17 protein-coding genes are annotated in these 14,756 nt (G+C 68.1%); 6 read left to right on the forward strand and 11 right to left on the reverse strand.

Annotation, left to right across the window (positions count from 1 at the left end; all coding sequences use genetic code 11):
• Position 1: 1 nt before the first annotated feature.
• From ACSQ86_RS06215 to ureE, 5 genes are all read right to left on the reverse strand, one after another.
• Positions 2-694 carry an aspartate/glutamate racemase family protein gene (locus ACSQ86_RS06215; RefSeq protein WP_436308622.1) on the reverse strand — a complete coding sequence of 231 codons (693 nt, stop codon included), beginning with the start codon at positions 692-694 and terminating at the stop codon, positions 2-4.
• Between the two features lie 41 nt (positions 695-735).
• On the reverse strand, positions 736-1,005 hold the full coding sequence (locus ACSQ86_RS06220; protein ID WP_093109002.1) for a hypothetical protein: 270 nt from the start codon (positions 1,003-1,005) through the stop codon (positions 736-738).
• 151 nt (positions 1,006-1,156) lie between these two features.
• Positions 1,157-1,807: an urease accessory protein UreG gene (gene ureG / locus ACSQ86_RS06225; protein ID WP_093109001.1), complete on the reverse strand. Its 651-nt coding sequence runs from the start codon at positions 1,805-1,807 to the stop codon at positions 1,157-1,159.
• 6 nt (positions 1,808-1,813) lie between these two features.
• Positions 1,814-2,503 carry an urease accessory protein UreF gene (locus ACSQ86_RS06230; RefSeq protein ID WP_093109000.1) on the reverse strand — a complete coding sequence of 230 codons (690 nt, stop codon included), beginning with the start codon at positions 2,501-2,503 and terminating at the stop codon, positions 1,814-1,816.
• Positions 2,503-3,081, reverse strand: coding sequence for an urease accessory protein UreE (gene ureE / locus ACSQ86_RS06235; RefSeq protein WP_093108999.1), 579 nt, complete (start codon positions 3,079-3,081; stop codon positions 2,503-2,505). Before ureE ends, ACSQ86_RS06230 begins: the two co-directional genes overlap by 1 nt.
• A gap of 75 nt (positions 3,082-3,156) precedes the next feature.
• On the opposite strand from ureE, the gene ACSQ86_RS06240 reads away from it, so the two are divergent.
• Positions 3,157-3,381: an AbrB/MazE/SpoVT family DNA-binding domain-containing protein gene (locus tag ACSQ86_RS06240; protein WP_093108998.1), complete on the forward strand. Its 225-nt coding sequence runs from the start codon at positions 3,157-3,159 to the stop codon at positions 3,379-3,381.
• A complete protein-coding gene (locus ACSQ86_RS06245; protein WP_436303016.1) occupies positions 3,378-3,770 on the forward strand; it encodes a type II toxin-antitoxin system death-on-curing family toxin in 393 nt (130 codons plus the stop codon). Before ACSQ86_RS06240 ends, ACSQ86_RS06245 begins: the two co-directional genes overlap by 4 nt.
• Before the next feature lie 6 nt (positions 3,771-3,776).
• Here the strand turns inward: ACSQ86_RS06245 and ureC are convergent, their stop codons facing one another.
• The 4 genes from ureC to ACSQ86_RS06265 form a co-directional block, all read right to left on the reverse strand.
• A complete protein-coding gene (gene ureC, locus ACSQ86_RS06250; RefSeq protein WP_436293893.1) occupies positions 3,777-5,495 on the reverse strand; it encodes an urease subunit alpha in 1,719 nt (572 codons plus the stop codon).
• A gap of 2 nt (positions 5,496-5,497) precedes the next feature.
• Positions 5,498-5,803, reverse strand: coding sequence for an urease subunit beta (locus ACSQ86_RS06255; RefSeq protein ID WP_436303018.1), 306 nt, complete (start codon positions 5,801-5,803; stop codon positions 5,498-5,500).
• A gap of 88 nt (positions 5,804-5,891) precedes the next feature.
• A complete protein-coding gene (locus ACSQ86_RS06260) occupies positions 5,892-6,488 on the reverse strand; it encodes a HupE/UreJ family protein (protein ID WP_436303019.1) in 597 nt (198 codons plus the stop codon).
• A gap of 19 nt (positions 6,489-6,507) precedes the next feature.
• Positions 6,508-6,810: an urease subunit gamma gene (locus tag ACSQ86_RS06265; protein WP_436308623.1), complete on the reverse strand. Its 303-nt coding sequence runs from the start codon at positions 6,808-6,810 to the stop codon at positions 6,508-6,510.
• Between the two features lie 54 nt (positions 6,811-6,864).
• On the opposite strand from ACSQ86_RS06265, the gene ACSQ86_RS06270 reads away from it, so the two are divergent.
• From ACSQ86_RS06270 to ACSQ86_RS06285, 4 genes are all read left to right on the forward strand, one after another.
• Entirely contained in the window at positions 6,865-10,398 is a 3,534-nt protein-coding gene (locus ACSQ86_RS06270) for a hybrid sensor histidine kinase/response regulator (protein ID WP_436303020.1), read from the forward strand.
• The gene (locus ACSQ86_RS06275) at positions 10,395-11,408 is read left to right on the forward strand and encodes a response regulator transcription factor (protein WP_093108992.1); all 1,014 of its coding nucleotides are present in this window, start codon (positions 10,395-10,397) and stop codon (positions 11,406-11,408) included. The genes ACSQ86_RS06270 and ACSQ86_RS06275 overlap by 4 nt, the downstream gene beginning before the upstream one ends.
• A gap of 40 nt (positions 11,409-11,448) precedes the next feature.
• Positions 11,449-12,117, forward strand: a complete 669-nt coding sequence (locus ACSQ86_RS06280; RefSeq protein ID WP_436308624.1) for a hypothetical protein — start codon at positions 11,449-11,451, stop codon at positions 12,115-12,117.
• 134 nt (positions 12,118-12,251) lie between these two features.
• Entirely contained in the window at positions 12,252-13,283 is a 1,032-nt protein-coding gene (locus ACSQ86_RS06285; RefSeq protein ID WP_436303022.1) for a GSU2403 family nucleotidyltransferase fold protein, read from the forward strand.
• On the opposite strand, the gene ACSQ86_RS06290 is transcribed toward ACSQ86_RS06285, so the two are convergent.
• Both ACSQ86_RS06290 and ACSQ86_RS06295 read right to left on the reverse strand, forming a co-directional pair.
• A complete protein-coding gene (locus ACSQ86_RS06290) occupies positions 13,259-13,864 on the reverse strand; it encodes a hypothetical protein (RefSeq protein ID WP_436303023.1) in 606 nt (201 codons plus the stop codon). The two genes, ACSQ86_RS06285 and ACSQ86_RS06290, sit on opposite strands and share 25 nt — an antisense overlap.
• 10 nt (positions 13,865-13,874) lie before the next feature.
• Positions 13,875-14,756 (reverse strand): NUDIX hydrolase, encoded by an 882-nt coding sequence (locus tag ACSQ86_RS06295; RefSeq protein ID WP_436308625.1) that lies wholly within the window; start codon positions 14,754-14,756, stop codon positions 13,875-13,877.

Here is a 14,756-nt window from a genome sequence, read left to right on the forward strand (position 1 = left end):
ACTAGGCCTGCACCGCCCGGCGCAGCGCTGCCCGCGCCAGAAGGCGCGTGGAGTCGAGCAGCGGCAGCGGTGAATTGGTATCGTTGACGATCAACGGAATCTCGGTGCAGCCGAGGATGACGGCATCGCAGCCCTCGTCCTTCATGCGCCCGATGAGCTGCTGGAAGCGGGCCACCGCCTCGGGCTTGAACACGCCGTAGACCAGCTCGTCCATGATGATGCGCTGGATGTCGTCGCGTTCGGCATCGCTCGGCCGCATGCAGGCCAGCCCGCGCGCCGCCAGCTTTTCGGGATAGACCTCGCTGTCGACCAGCCAGCGCGTGCCGGTCAGGCCGAGCCGGCGATAGCCGCGTTCGACGGCCTCGGCCGCAACCACTTCGGCGATGTGCAGCCAGGGCAGCGGCGAGCGCGCTTCGATGAGCGGCAGCGCCTGGTGGATGGTGTTGTCAGGGCAGACCAGGAAGTCGGCGCCGGTCTTCGCGAGCTTGTGGGCCGAGGCGAGCATCAGTTCGCCCACGCCCTGCAGGTCGCCGCGGTCCAGGCACTCGACGTACCCGGCGAGCGAGGGCGTGTGCATCGAGACCTCGGGATGGGCATGCGGGCCCAGAAGCTGCGCGCCGTCGGCGCAAATGGTCTTGTAGCAAAGGGCCGCGCCTTCGGCGGAGCAGCCGACGATTCCGATGTGCTGGGGCATGGCCGGATTCTCCACCGGCGAAGGCGCAGGCCGCCTTCCCGCTAGAAACCGCTGGCCTGGAAGTCCGTGCTGTGCAGGCAGATGGCGGCCATCGGGTTCTCGCGGTAGCGGGCGGTCGCCAGCGCGTCGATGGAGTCGGCGTTCTCCGCATAGGCGCGCACCAGTTCGGTGTCGCCCTCAGGTGCATGGAAGCGGGCGTGCAGCGCCTCTTCGTCGATCCGGGCAATGATGCGTGCGCCGTCGTACCCGTCGGGGTAGATCGCGAACTGGACGCTGCTGGTCGCGGGATGGAAGGTTGCTTCGGAGGCCATAGGAACTTTCGTATTCGTTACGGAAGTATCGGATTTCCGGGCTCAGCAAGAAATAAGCCCGAAGCTCTATGACGTCTCGAAGATGTGATGCATTTCTCGAATCGCCGCGACAAATGGGGGCTGAAGCGCTCTCGTCTATGCGTGCGCCCGCTCAGTCGCCGACGAGCATGCCGCGCTCTTCGATGAAGGCCACGACCTCGGCCAGACCGGTGTGGGTCTTGAGGTTGGTCATCACGAAGGGCCGCTGCTTGCGCATGCGTCGGGTGTCGGCCTCCATCACCCCGAGGTCGGCGCCCACGTAGGGCGCGAGGTCGGTCTTGTTGATCACGAACAGGTCGCTCTTGGTGATGCCGGGGCCACCCTTGCGCGGGATCTTCTCGCCGGCCGCGACGTCGATCACGTAGATCGTGAGGTCGCTGAGTTCGGGGCTGAAGGTGGCGGCCAGGTTGTCGCCGCCGCTCTCGACGAAGACCACGTCGGCGTCGGGGAACTCGCCCAGCATGCGATCGATGGCTTCGAGATTGATCGAGGCGTCCTCGCGGATCGCGGTGTGCGGGCAGCCGCCGGTCTCCACGCCCATGATGCGCTCGGCCGGCAATGCGCCAGCCACCGTCAGCAGGCGCTGGTCTTCCTTGGTGTAGATGTCGTTGGTGATGGCGATCAGGTCGTACTTGTCGCGCATCGCCTTGCAGAGCATCTCGAGCAGCGTGGTCTTGCCGGAGCCGACCGGCCCGCCGATGCCCACGCGCAGCGGCGGCAGTCTCTTGGTGCGGTGGGGGATGTGGTGCAGGGCGGAGGACATGATGGTTCAGCTTCTAAAGAGGCGCGAATACTGGGTTTCGTGGCGCGCCGACAGCACGGCGAGCATGGGGGAAAAGGCCTGGCGTTCATCATCCGCCAGTGTGAGCGCACTCTCGACTGCTGTGGGAATTTCCGCGGCCAGCCGGCCCAGCATGCGCTGGCCGGCGCTTTGCCCCAGCGGCACGGCCTTGACCGCCGCCGCCACCATGTTCTCGGCCCAGCCGAAGGCGAAGGCCAGGCAGGCGTCGCGCACCGGTGCCCCGGTGCGGCTGGCGGCGAAAGCGAAGGCTACGGGATAGCTTGCGGGCAGGCTGTCGAAGACGCTCGCGGCGTCGGCATGGTGCAGCTTGAGCCATTCGACGAAGGAACGGCCCATCTGCTCGGTCTGCAGCAGGAACTCGGCGGATTCGCGGGTCTGGAACACCCAGTCGTTGAGCGCGCGGATGCGTGCCGTGTCGCCGCTGCGCCAGGCGGGAACCGCCTGCGCCACGACCGCGAGGTCGGCGCGCGCCAGGCTCAGATGGAGCTGGTCGGCCAGCCAGTCGGAGGCCGCCGCTTCGGTGGCGAGGCCGGCCCATTCGATGCCTGCTTCCAGCCCCTCCGAATAGGAGAAGCCGCCGACGGGCAGCGCCGGCGAGGCCAGCCAGATCAGCTGCAGCAAGCTGGCAGCGGACAGGGCGCCCGGCGCGTCGTCCATCAGTGCGAGTGGCCGTGGGAATGATCGTGGCCGTGATCGTGCGCATGCGGCGCCGCGTAGGCGTCCGGATGCAGCACCGGCCCCACCGGCGCGGCGCCATGCGAATGCCCATGGCCGCCGCCATGCGCGCCATACGCACCGCCTTCGGGTTCGAAAGCCTCCTCGGCTTCGCGCACGATCAGGTGCATCGAGCGCAGCATGCCGGCCAGCACGTGGTCGGGTTCGATCTTCAGGTGGTCGGGCTTGAGCTCGATCGGAACGTGCCGGTTGCCCAGGTGGTAGGCCGCGCGCGTCAGGTCGAAGGGCGTGCCGTGCTCGCTGCAATGCGTGATCACCAGCACCGGCTGTTTGGCTGCGATGACCTTGATCAGCGAGCCGTCTTCGGCCACCAGCACGTCGCCGCCGCGCACCGCGGTGCCGCGCGGCAGGAACACGCCGATCTGCCGGCCTTGCGAATCGGTGGCATCGAAGCGGCTCTTCTGGCGCACGTCCCAGTCGAGTTCGACGGTGGCGGCGCGCTTGAGCAGCACCGGCGCGAGGCCGCCGCCTTGGGGCATGAGTTTGTTGGCTGTGAGCATGGGCAATGTAGAAGGGCTTGATGCCGCGGTTGATCCTCGATAATATAACAACAGTTATAACTTCAGGGAATCGCGATGTCGGCGCTCAAACTAACGCAAATTGGTAACTCCGTGGGCGTGATCCTGCCCAAGGAAGTGCTGGCCCGCTTGAAGGTCGAGAAGGGGGACACGCTGTTCATGACCGAGGCTGCAAACGGGGTGACGCTGACACCGTACGACCCCGACGTGGAGGAGCAACTGAAACTGGGGCGCGAGTTCATGCGTGAGTTTCGGGACACGTTCCATCAGCTCGCCAAATGAGGGAGTGGCGCTGGATCGACCAGCGGTCTCTGATGCTGTTGCACGACGAGAGCCTGGCGGAGCATGGCGGTGCGCCGGGCTTGCGTGACGAAGGGTTGTTCCAGTCTGCATTGGCGCGGCCCCGCAATCTGGTTGCCTGCGGCAAGCCTGATCTCGCCGATCTGGCTGCAGCCTACGGCGCCGGGCTTGCCAAGAATCATCCATTTGTCGATGGCAACAAGCGCGCTGCGTTCCTTGCTGTGGGTTTGTTTCTTGCACTGAATCGTCAGCGATTGGTTGCTGCTCAAGCTGAAGCGACCTTGGTGATGTTCGACGTCGCCGCCAGCGCGATCGACGAGCAAGGCTTCGCCGCCTGGATTCGAGAGCACTTGCAGGCGCGAACCGGCTGAGCTGCTTCAGAACAAAAAGTACCGCTGCGCCATCGGCAGCGAAACCGCCGGATCGCAGACGAGCAGCTGCCCGTCGGCGCGCACCGCATAGGTCTGCGCATCGATCTCCATCTTCGGCGTGTAGGCGTTGTGCACCATGTGCTGCTTGCGGATGCCGCGGATGTTCTTCACCGCACTCAGGGTCTTGGCAAGCCCGTAGCGCTCGCCGATGCCGGCGGCCAGGCCGGCCTGCGAGACGAAGGTCAGCGAGCTCTTCGCCAGCGAGCCGCCGAAGGCGCCGAACATCGGGCGGTAGTGCACCGGCTGCGGTGTCGGAATGGATGCGTTGGGATCGCCCATCGCGGCCATCGCGATCGTGCCGCCCTTCAGGATCGCGAAGGGCTTGACGCCGAAGAAGGCCGGCTTCCACACCACCAGGTCGGCCCACTTGCCGACCTCGATGCTGCCCACCTCGTGCGCGATGCCGTGCGCGATGGCGGGGTTTATCGTGTACTTGGCGACGTAGCGCTTGGCGCGGAAGTTGTCGTTGCGCGCGCCGTCTTCCGGCAGCTTGCCGCGCTGGCCCTTCATCTTGTGGGCGGTCTGCCAGCAGCGGATGACGACCTCGCCGACCCGGCCCATGGCCTGGCTGTCGGAGCTGAACATGCTGATTGCGCCGAGGTCGTGCAGGATGTCTTCGGCCGCGATCGTTTCCTTGCGGATGCGGCTTTCGGCGAAGGCCAGGTCTTCGGGGATGCCGGCATCGAGGTGATGGCACACCATCAACATGTCGACGTGTTCGTCGAGCGTGTTCACGGTGTAGGGCATGGTGGGGTTGGTGGAGGAGGGCAGGAAGTTCGGCTCGCCCACCACGCGCAGGATGTCGGGCGCATGGCCGCCGCCCGCGCCTTCGGTGTGGAAGGCGCAGATCGCGCGGCCCTTCACGGCCGCGATGGTGTTCTCGACGAAGCCGGATTCGTTCAGCGTGTCGCTGTGGATCGCGACCTGCGTGTCGGTGGCGTCGGCCACGTCGAGGCAGTTGCTGATCGCCGCCGGCGTGGTGCCCCAGTCTTCATGCAGCTTGAGGCCCATGACGCCGGCATCGATCTGCTCGTGCAGCGCAGCCGGCAGGCTCGCGTTGCCCTTGCCGAGGAAGCCGAGGTTCATCGGAAAGGCGTCGGCCGCCTGCAGCATGCGCTCGATGTGCCAGGGCCCCGGCGTCGCAGTGGTCGCGAAGGTGCCGGTTGCGGGGCCGGTGCCGCCGCCGAGCATGGTGGTGACGCCGGACGCGAGGGCCTCTTCGATCTGCTGCGGGCAGATGAAGTGGATGTGGCTGTCGATGCCGCCGGCGGTGACGATGTTGCCCTCGCAGCTGATGACCTCGGTGCCCGGGCCGATGACGATGTCCACGCCAGGCTGCACGTCCGGGTTGCCGGCCTTGCCGATCGCGACGATGCGACCGCCCCGAAGGCCGATGTCGGCCTTGACGATGCCCCAGTGGTCGAGGATCAGCGCGTTGGTCATCACCGTGTCGACCGTGCCCTCGGCCCTTGTGCGCTGCGACTGCGCCATGCCGTCGCGGATGGTCTTGCCGCCGCCGAACTTGACCTCCTCGCCGTAGCCGCCGGCGCGCAGGGTGTAGTCCTCTTCCACCTCGATCACGAGATCGGTGTCCGCCAGGCGCACGCGGTCGCCCACGGTGGGGCCGAAGATTTCGGCGTAGGCACGCCGGCCGATCGTTGCCATGTTTAGAGCTTTCCTTGAACCAGTCCGCGGAAACCGTAGACGATGCGGTCGCCGGCGAAATCCACCAGTTCGACCGTGCGCTGCTGCCCCGGCTCGAAGCGCACCGCGGTGCCCGAGGCGATGTTCAGGCGCATGCCGCGCGCAGCCTCGCGGTCGAAGCCCAGCGCGCCGTTGGTCTCGGCGAAGTGGTAGTGCGAGCCGACCTGGATCGGACGGTCGGCGGTGTTCTGCACCACCAGCGTGATCGCGCGGCGGCCGGGATTGAGGACGTGATCGCCCTCTTCGGTGATGAGTTCGCCGGGAATCATGATGCCTCCGCCGCCGGGCCGCCCCAAGGCGGAGGCGCCTCCCCCTCGGGGGGTGGCGAAGCACACGAAGTGGCAAGCCGGGGGGCGGTCATGCAACGCCGCCGAGCAGTGCAACGCCGAAGATCGCCACCGCTGCGCCCGCAACGCGCGGCACCCAACGGTTCGCGTGGCGCAGCGACCAGCCGATCGCGATGCCGGCCGCATGCAGCAGCACCGTTGCAGCGAGCATGCCGGCCAGGGTGAGCGCGGCACCGGATTCGCCTGCCAGCGCTTGACCATGCGCGACGCCATGGAACACGGCGAACAGGCCGACCAGCGCGGCGGCGGCCAGCGCCGGCAGGCGGCGCTGCGTGACGACCAGCAGGCCCAGCACCAGCAGCGACGCAGCGATCATGGGCTCGACGACCGGGAGTTGCACGCCCGCCAACCCGAGCAACGCGCCGGCCAGCAGCATCAGCGCGAAGCCCAGCGGCGCCCACAGCAGGTCGGGCCAGGCACGGCGCGCGGTGAGCGCGCTCCACAGGCCGACCGCCACCATCGCAGCCAGGTGGTCAAACCCCGTCAGCGGGTGCAGGAAGCCGGACATGAATCCGTGGTGCAGGCCGGCATCGGCGCCGGTGTGGGCGGCCGCGGCCAACGGCAGCGCCGCAATCAAGAGCAGAGGGGCTTGGCGAAGAAGGCGCATGGTGGTGGCGGGTGGTTTTTCAAACGATGGGTTGGTGCACGGTCACGAGCTTGGTGCCGTCCGGAAAGGTGGCCTCGACCTGGATGTCCGGAATCATCTCGGCCACCCCGTCCATCACGTCGGCGCGCGACAGGACGCTGCGGCCCTCGCTCATCAGGGTGGCCACGCTCTTGCCGTCGCGCGCACCTTCCATCACGGCAGCCGAGATCAGCGCCACGGCTTCGGGGTAGTTGAGCTTCAGCCCGCGTGCGCGGCGCCGTTCGGCCAGCAGGGCGGCCGTGAAGATCAACAATTTGTCTTTTTCTCGCGGTGTGAGTTCCATGAGCGGCAATGTTGCAACACTCGTGCCGTGGCACGAAAGCTGCACTTTGAACCGGTGGACTCTACCGCCGTTCCCCCGCTCCCGAGCGACGAAGCCCCGCAGCGCATCGTCAAGGTCCGGCGCGACTACAACAGCTGGGTGGCGCGCGAAACGCTCGAGGACTATGCCCTGCGCTACACCCCCCAGCGCTTTCGGCGCATGTCGGAATGGCGCGTGGCGAGCACGGCCTTCGGCGGCGCGGCCTCCTTCCTGATCCTCGAAGCGGTCGGCGCCACGCTGCTGGTGCAGTACGGCTTCATCAATGCGGCCTGGGCGATCCTGGTCACCGGGCTCATCATCTTCCTGGCCGGCCTGCCGATCAGCGTCTATGCGGCACGCTACGGCGTCGACATGGACCTGCTCACGCGCGGCGCCGGCTTCGGCTACATCGGCTCCACGCTGACCTCGCTGATCTACGCCTCCTTCACCTTCATCTTCTTCGCGCTCGAGGCGGCGGTGATGGCCTATGCGCTCGAGCTGGCGCTGGGCATCCCCGTGGTGTGGGGCTACCTGGTCTGCGCGCTGGTGGTGATTCCGCTGGTCACGCACGGCATCTCGGCCATCAGCCGGCTGCAGGTGTGGACCCAGCCGATCTGGCTCGTGATGCTGGTGGTGCCCTTCGGCTATGTGCTGATGCGCGATCCTGGTGCGTTCGACGGCATCGTGCACTACAACGGCGTCAAGCCCGGCGCCATCGGATTCGATCTGCACCTGTTCGGTGCCGCCCTCACCGTCGGCATCGCGCTGATCACGCAGATGGGTGAGCAGGCCGACTACCTGCGTTTCATGCCGGTCCGCACCGCTGCCAACCGCGGGCGCTGGTGGGCCGGCGTGCTCGTCGGCGGGCCGGGCTGGGTGGTGCTGGGCGTGCTCAAGATGCTGGGCGGCGCGCTGCTCGCCTACCTCGCCATCGGCCACATGGTGCCGCCCGAGCGTGCGGTCGACCCCAATCAGATGTACCTGGCCGCCTACGAGTACGTGTTCCCCCAATACGGCTGGGCGGTGGCCGCGACGGCGCTGTTCGTCGTGATCTCGCAGCTCAAGATCAACGTCACCAACGCCTATGCGGGCTCGCTCGCCTGGAGCAATTTCTTCTCGCGCGTCACGCACAGTCATCCGGGCCGCGTGGTGTGGGTGGTGTTCAATGCGCTGATCGCCTTCATGCTGATGGAGATGAACGTGTTCGAGGCGCTGGGCGACGTGCTCGGCCTCTACGCCAACATCGCGATCGCCTGGATGATGGCGGTGGTGGCGGATCTCGTCGTCAACAAGCCGCTGGGCCTCTCGCCGCCGGGCATCGAGTTCAAGCGCGCGCACCTGTGGGACATCAACCCGGTCGGCGTCGGCGCGATGGCGCTGGCCTCGGCCCTGTCGATCACGGCGCACCTGGGTGTGTTCGGGCCGATGGCGCAGGCCTTCTCGGCGCTGATCGCGCTGGGCACCGCCTTCGTCGCGGCGCCGCTGATCGCCTGGGCCACGCGCGGCAAGTACTACATCGCGCGGGTGTCCGACGACTGCGGCTCGGCGCCTTTCGCACCGGACACCGGCCGCGCGGCGGTGCGCTGGGCGCGCGTCGAATCGGAGGCCGGCAGCTACCGGCGCCTCAGCACGCAGCGCTGCGTGATCTGCGAGCGCGAGTACGAAGGCCCCGACATGGCGCACTGCCCCGCCTACCAGGGCGCGATCTGCTCGCTGTGCTGCACGCTCGACGCGCGCTGCGGTGATCTCTGCAAGCCGCAGGCGAGCCTCTCGGCGCAATGGTCGGGCGCGCTGCGCTGGCTGCTGCCGCGTCGCGTCTGGCCCTACCTCGATACCGGGCTCGGCCACTTCCTGCTGCTGATGCTGATCGTGGTGCCGCTCCTCGCTGCGGTCTTCGGCGTGCTCTACCAGCAGGAACTGCGCGGCCTGGGCGAAGGGGTGCTGGCCGAAGCGGCGAACCCCGCGCACCTGCGCTCGGGCTTTCTCAAGGCCTACATGGCGCTGCTGCTGATCGCCGGCATCGTCGCCTGGTGGCTGGTGCTCGCGCACCAGAGCCGCAAGGTGGCGCAGGAAGAATCGAACCGCCAGACCCACCTGCTGGTGCGCGAGATCGAGCTTCACCGCGAGACCGACCGCGCCTTGCAGGCCGCCAAGCAGACGGCCGAGCAGGCGCGCGAGCAGGCGGACCAGGCGAACCAGGCCAAGAGCCGCTACATCAGCGCCATCAGCCACGAGCTGCGCACGCCGCTCAACAGCATCCTGGGCTATGCGCAGCTGATGGGGGAAGACGCGGCCGTGCCGCCGCACCGGCAGCAGGCGGTGGCGGTCATCAAGCGCGGCGGCGAGCACCTGCTGTCGCTGATCGAAGGCACGCTCGACATCGCGCACATCGAGGCCGGCAAGCTCACGCTGCATGCCAGGCCGATGGAGTTCGCCGAGCTCATGAGCGAGCTGGCCGACATGTTCGAGCTGCAGGCGGCCGAGAAGGGCCTGGCCTTCCGCTTCGAACCCGCCGGCGAACTGCCCGAGCTGGTGCGCGCTGACGAGCGGCGCGTGCGGCAGATCCTCATCAACCTGCTGGGCAATGCGATCAAGTTCACCGCCAGCGGGCAGGTCACGCTGCGCCTGCGCTATGCGCGAGAGTTCGCGGCCATCGAGGTCGAGGACACCGGGCCCGGCATGTCGGCCGAGGAACTGAGCCGCATCTTCGAGCCCTTCGCGCGCGGCACGAGCGCCGGCCCGTCCGCGCCCGGCGCGGGCCTGGGCCTCACGATCGCGAAGATGCTGATCGACCTGATGGGCGGCGAGATGAGCGTGCAGAGCGCGCCCGGCGCCGGCTCGGTGTTTCGGGTGCGGCTGTTCCTGCCGCGCGTGCACGAGGCGCCCGTCGCCGGCGGGCGGCGCAAGATCGCGGCCGCGCCACGGCTGCGGCGCGGCTACGAAGGCCCGCGCCGTCGCCTGCTGGTGGTCGACAACGAAGAGGCCGACCGCGAACTGCTCGTGCACCTGCTCGCGCCGCTGGGCTTCGAGCTGCGCACGGCGGCCAGCGGCCATGATGCGCTGGACCTGATCGCCGCCGGCTGGCATCCCGACGCGATGTTCGTCGATCTCGCGATGCCCGGCATCGACGGCTGGGAAACCATCCGCCGCTCGCGCGCGCTCGGGCTCGCGCAGGCGTCCGTCGCAATCGTCTCGGCCAATGCCTTCGACAAGCGGCTGGACAACGACGTCGGCATCGCGCCCGAGGATTTCTTCGTCAAGCCGGTGCGCCACAGCGAGCTGCTCGACTGGCTCGAGCGCCGGCTCGCGCTGCGCTGGACCGACAGCGCCGTGGCACCGCCGCCGGCGCCCTCGCTGCCGGCGGCCGTGCTGCCCGATGCGGCCAGCCTGCGAGCGCTCGAAGAGGCCGTCGGCCTCGGCTACTTCCGCGGCATCATGAACCAGCTCGACGCCATCGATGCGGCCCAGCCCGAATGCGCGGGCTGGACGGCGGCGCAGCGTACGCTGGCGCGGCAGTTCCAGTTCGAGGCCATGAGCCGTGCCTTGAATTCGGCGGCGGGCACCTCATGAGCAGCGAGCCCCCACCACCCCTGGTGCACAGCTTGCGCGAGCACGCCGGCACTGGCGACCTGGTGCTGATCGTCGACGACGTGCCCGACAACCTCGCGGTCCTGCACGATGCACTCGACGAATCGGGCTATGCGGTGCTGGTCGCGACCAGCGGCGAGCAGGCCCTGCAGCGCGCGGCCCAGGCGCGCCCCGACATCGTGCTGCTCGACGCGATGATGCCGGGCATCGACGGCTTCGAAGTCGCGCGCCGCCTCAAGGCCGATGCCGCGACGGCCCACATCCCGATCGTCTTCATGACCGGTCTCACCGAGACCGAGCACCTGGTCGCGGCGCTGGAGGCCGGCGGCGTCGACTACGTCACCAAGCCGATCAAGCCCAAGGAAGTGCTGGCGCGCATGAATGTGCACCTGCAGGGCGCGCGCGCCGCGCGGCAGGCGGTGCAGCAGGCCGGGCAGGCACGCAATGCGCTCGATGCCTTCGGCTACGCGAGCTTCACCGTGCGCATGCCCGAGGGCAGGCTGATCTGGCAGACCGCGCTGGCGCGCGACCTGCTGCAGCGCTACTGCGCCACGGCCGCGCCGGCCACGCCGCCGGTGGTGCTCGAATGGCTGCGCCAGCACCTGCCCGACGCGCAGCAGCGCCAGGTCGAGCCGCCCGTGCTCTCGATCGCGCAGGGCGCCGCCAGCCTCAGCCTGCGGCTGCATCAGCAGACCGGGCACGACGAGGAGGGCGACGACTGGCTGATCATCATGCGCGAGGTCTCCGGCACCGCGGTGATCGAGGCCATGAGCCTGAGCCTGAAGCTCACCGCACGCGAGGCCGAGGTTCTGTACTGGGTGGTCAAGGGCAAGACCAACAAGGACATCGGCGAGATCCTGGGCAGCAGCCCGGCCACCGCCAAGAAGCATCTGGAGCGCGTGTACGTGAAGCTTGGCGTCGAGACCCGTACCGCGGCCGCCGGCGTGGCAATGAAACGCATTCGCGAGCTGCAGCCGCAGTTCGAAATATGAGCCGATGAATTGACGCCGGCCGCTCCTAGAATGCGCGGCCATGATTCGACGCTATCTGATGGCCCCGCTGTGGTTCGCTGCAGCCTCCGCGCAGGCCGGCGGCCATTTCGACGTCGACGATGCGGGCACGCTCGATCGGGGCCAGTGCCAGTACGAGTTGTGGGGTACGCGCACCCGCAGCCAGCAGACCACGCTCTGGCACCTCGGGCCGGCCTGCCGCGTCGGCCCGGTCGAGCTGGGTCTCAACATCGATCGCATCGCGGTGGCCGGGGATCGCCTGCACACGGTGGGCCCGCAGCTCAAGTGGACCTTTCTCGGGCAGGCGCCCGATGCGCCGTGGAGCGCGGCCGTCTCGATGGGCGCAACCTTCGAGCTGCCGCGCCACGGCGGCCGCACCGGCGGCCAGTTCGTCGTTCCCGTGACCTGGCGCGCGACCGACAGCCTGCAGGTCCACGCCAACCTGGGTGCCGACTGGGCCCCCGGCACCGGCGCGCGCAGCGGCCGCGGCGGACTGGCCGGCGAATGGGCGCTGAACGACACCGTGTCCCTGATCGCCGAGCGCAACCGTGCATTCGGGCTCTGGACTTCGCGCGTCGGCGCGCGCTTCAGCCTGACGCCCCTGATCAGCATCGACGTGAGCGCGGCGCGCACCGGGCCCGGGGGCGTGCGCGGCGTGGCGATCGGCCTGAATCACGAGTTCGGACGCTGAAGCGTGGCTATACTGCGCAGGAAGGACTCCGCAGTATAACCGTGGCCACTGTCTCCGAACCCTCGCTCTTCGAGGATCTGTCGCTCTCGGCGCAGACCAACTTCGCCGAACTGGTCGAGCAGGCGCAGGCGCGCATGCTCGATCGCTCGATCGCAGATCTGAGCGGTTCCTTCAACAAGAAGGAGGTCAAGGGCGTCATCTATTGGTATTGGCAGTTCCGCGATCTGGCCGGCAGGAACCACCAGGTCTATCTCGGGCCCGACGATGAGCGCCTGCGTGAGCTCATCGGGCTGCGCTCCGAAGGCAAGTCGCATGGCCACGATGGCCTGGCCAGGCTCGCCAGCGCATGCACTTCGCTTGGCTGCCTGAACGTGACGCCCCAGCACTTCAAGGTGATCAACAGGCTCTCGGAGCATGGCTTTTTCAATGCCGGCGGCGTGCTGATCGGCACACATGCGTTCATCGCGATGGGGAACATGCTCGGCGTGCGGTGGACGGGGGGCTGGAAGACGAACGACATCGACTTCGCGCACGCGGGCAAGAATGTGTCGCTTGCCTTGCCGACGAACACCGAGTCCGACGTGCACGACGCGATCACTTCGCTTCAGATGGGCTTGCTTCCGGTGAAGTCGATCGCGAGCGGGGCTGGCGCCACCTACCTGAATTCCAAGGGTGGCGAAATGCGGATCGATCTGCTGACGACCGCCGGTAGGAGCGATGCGGTTTACCGGCACGAGCCGCTCAAGGTGAATCTCCAGCCTCTGAAGTTCATGGAATTCTCCCTGGAGAAGATCGCCCAGACAGCCGTGATCTCGGGGGAACACGCGCTGATGGTGAACATACCGTCGCCGGTGCGCTACGCGCTGCACAAGCTGGTCGTCATGGCCGAGCGCGAAGAGGCGTTCCGCACCAAGATCCAGAAGGATGCGGGGCAGGTCGCCGCCATTGTTTCGCATGCACTCGAGCGCTCCCCGTATGCGCTCGACGAGGCAGCCGAGGACATCATGGGCCGCGGCAAAGGATGGCGCAGCCGCATTGCCGAAGGCACGCGTCTGCTGGCGCAGCACCACCCGTCGATCGCGGGGCAGCTGACCATGGTGCTAGAGCTTGCCGGCGCCAGTCGGCCGCGAGCGCCGCGGCGTCAACCGCCTACCAAGGCACCGTAGGCGCGCCGCGTCGCCGGCGCCACCGCATCGAGCACCTGCGCGTAGGAGGTCTTGTGGCGCGCCAGCAGTCGTGCCGAGGCGACCGCCTTCGACCTGCAGAACCAGTGGCAGGTGTGCTGCATGAGGAAGAGCTCGGCCGACAGGGTGAAGGCCTTGCTCTTGGGCGTGCGCTGAGCGCTGTTCGCTACCGCATCGGCGATGCCCCGCGCGTGGATCGCCAGCGCCTCGCGCATGTCGAAGCTGCTGCCGGGAAACAGCGTCTGCGCGAAGGGCAGGGCGATCGGGAACTTGCTCACGCGCGCGTCGGCCGCGCCGACCTTCGAGAACTCTGCGGCGAAGCGCGTGAACTGGCCGGCAAGCGTCTGCTCGCTGGTGGCCAGCAGGCTCCAGATCTGATCGCGGCGCGCCGGGTCGTCCTCGCCGAGGCAGCGCAGGTAGCCATCGGTGAGCTGCTCCATCAGATGTTCGATCTGGTAGTTGCCGAGATGGCTGGCCAGGAGGGCGACGCGCCGTTTCTGTTCGCGGGACTTGATCAGGTAGGCACCGAAGAGGATCAGGGCCGTCAGGGTGAGAATTTCCATCGCCCGATTCTCAACGCCAGAGTCCCTCGAAGCCGTCGGGCGGCTCGAGCCGCTTGCCGCGCATCACCAGGCGCAGCGGCCCGGGCATGACGCGAATGCGCTCCGGATGGCGTTCGTCGCCGGGGTAGGCGGTGGCGCGCATGCCCTCGATCTCGAAGGTGTGCGGCCGCACGAGGCAGGGCGGGCGGCTGTCGGCGTCGGCCAGCATCGCATCGACGCTGTTGAAGCGGCCCAGGTGCGCGAGGCTCATGATCTGCGGCGCGGCCAGCACGATCTCGCCGCGCCAGTAGCTTTCGAGTGCGGCGCGCGGCCGCAGCCAGGCGCTGTGCACCGCTTCGTGCGCGTCATGTTGCGCCTCTTGCCCGGCCGGCGCCTTGGCGATGAAGAAGCGTGTGTCGAAGCGCTTGCCGGGCGACGACAGCGACAGCAGTGGCGTGACCCAGCGCGACCACGGCCGCAGCGTGCGCGTGTCCAGCCGCAGGCCGAGCCGGCCGAGCATGCCGTTGAACGAAACGCCGTCCGCCGCCAGCGCGGACGCCTGCCGCAAGGTTTCGGCGTCGAGTCCTCGCGCGAACAGCAGGCCGCATTCCTCGAAGATTTCGCGCACCGCCGCCACATGGATCGCTGTGGCGGTCGCGGTGTCGATGTCCTCCTCACACAGCAACGCGTGCAGGCGCTCTGGCGGCTGATCAAGGTGCGCGTCGATGTCGAGCCGGGCATCCGCCGGATCCACCTTGCCGCCGGGAAAGACGTAGGAACCGCCATGCACGTCCGACAGCGCATGGCGCTGGATCATGAGGACTTCGGGCCCGGCCGCGCTGTCGCGGCAGATGAGCACGGTGGCGGCGGGCCGGATGGGCGCCGGCGGCGCATCGGGTCGCTCGGCTTGCAT

Source organism: Variovorax sp. LjRoot130 (genome assembly GCF_964253755.1).
GTDB lineage: Bacteria > Pseudomonadota > Gammaproteobacteria > Burkholderiales > Burkholderiaceae_C > Variovorax.

Coding starts and splice junctions, on each gene's coding strand:
- ACSQ86_RS06275 (WP_093108992.1), top strand. CDS start 10,395: ATGAGCAGCGAGCCCCCACCACCCCTGGTGCACAGCTTGCGCGAGCAC.
- ACSQ86_RS06255 (WP_436303018.1), bottom strand. CDS start 5,803: ATGATTCCCGGCGAACTCATCACCGAAGAGGGCGATCACGTCCTCAAT.
- ACSQ86_RS06230 (WP_093109000.1), bottom strand. CDS start 2,503: ATGGACGACGCGCCGGGCGCCCTGTCCGCTGCCAGCTTGCTGCAGCTG.
- ACSQ86_RS06290 (WP_436303023.1), bottom strand. CDS start 13,864: ATGGAAATTCTCACCCTGACGGCCCTGATCCTCTTCGGTGCCTACCTG.
- ACSQ86_RS06215 (WP_436308622.1), bottom strand. CDS start 694: ATGCCCCAGCACATCGGAATCGTCGGCTGCTCCGCCGAAGGCGCGGCC.
- ureG (WP_093109001.1), bottom strand. CDS start 1,807: ATGTCCTCCGCCCTGCACCACATCCCCCACCGCACCAAGAGACTGCCG.
- ACSQ86_RS06295 (WP_436308625.1), bottom strand. CDS start 14,756: ATGCAAGCCGAGCGACCCGATGCGCCGCCGGCGCCCATCCGGCCCGCC.
- ureE (WP_093108999.1), bottom strand. CDS start 3,081: ATGCTCACAGCCAACAAACTCATGCCCCAAGGCGGCGGCCTCGCGCCG.
- ACSQ86_RS06265 (WP_436308623.1), bottom strand. CDS start 6,810: ATGGAACTCACACCGCGAGAAAAAGACAAATTGTTGATCTTCACGGCC.
- ACSQ86_RS06280 (WP_436308624.1), top strand. CDS start 11,449: ATGATTCGACGCTATCTGATGGCCCCGCTGTGGTTCGCTGCAGCCTCC.
- ACSQ86_RS06220 (WP_093109002.1), bottom strand. CDS start 1,005: ATGGCCTCCGAAGCAACCTTCCATCCCGCGACCAGCAGCGTCCAGTTC.
- ACSQ86_RS06245 (WP_436303016.1), top strand. CDS start 3,378: ATGAGGGAGTGGCGCTGGATCGACCAGCGGTCTCTGATGCTGTTGCAC.
- ureC (WP_436293893.1), bottom strand. CDS start 5,495: ATGGCAACGATCGGCCGGCGTGCCTACGCCGAAATCTTCGGCCCCACC.
- ACSQ86_RS06285 (WP_436303022.1), top strand. CDS start 12,252: ATGCTCGATCGCTCGATCGCAGATCTGAGCGGTTCCTTCAACAAGAAG.
- ACSQ86_RS06240 (WP_093108998.1), top strand. CDS start 3,157: ATGTCGGCGCTCAAACTAACGCAAATTGGTAACTCCGTGGGCGTGATC.
- ACSQ86_RS06260 (WP_436303019.1), bottom strand. CDS start 6,488: ATGCGCCTTCTTCGCCAAGCCCCTCTGCTCTTGATTGCGGCGCTGCCG.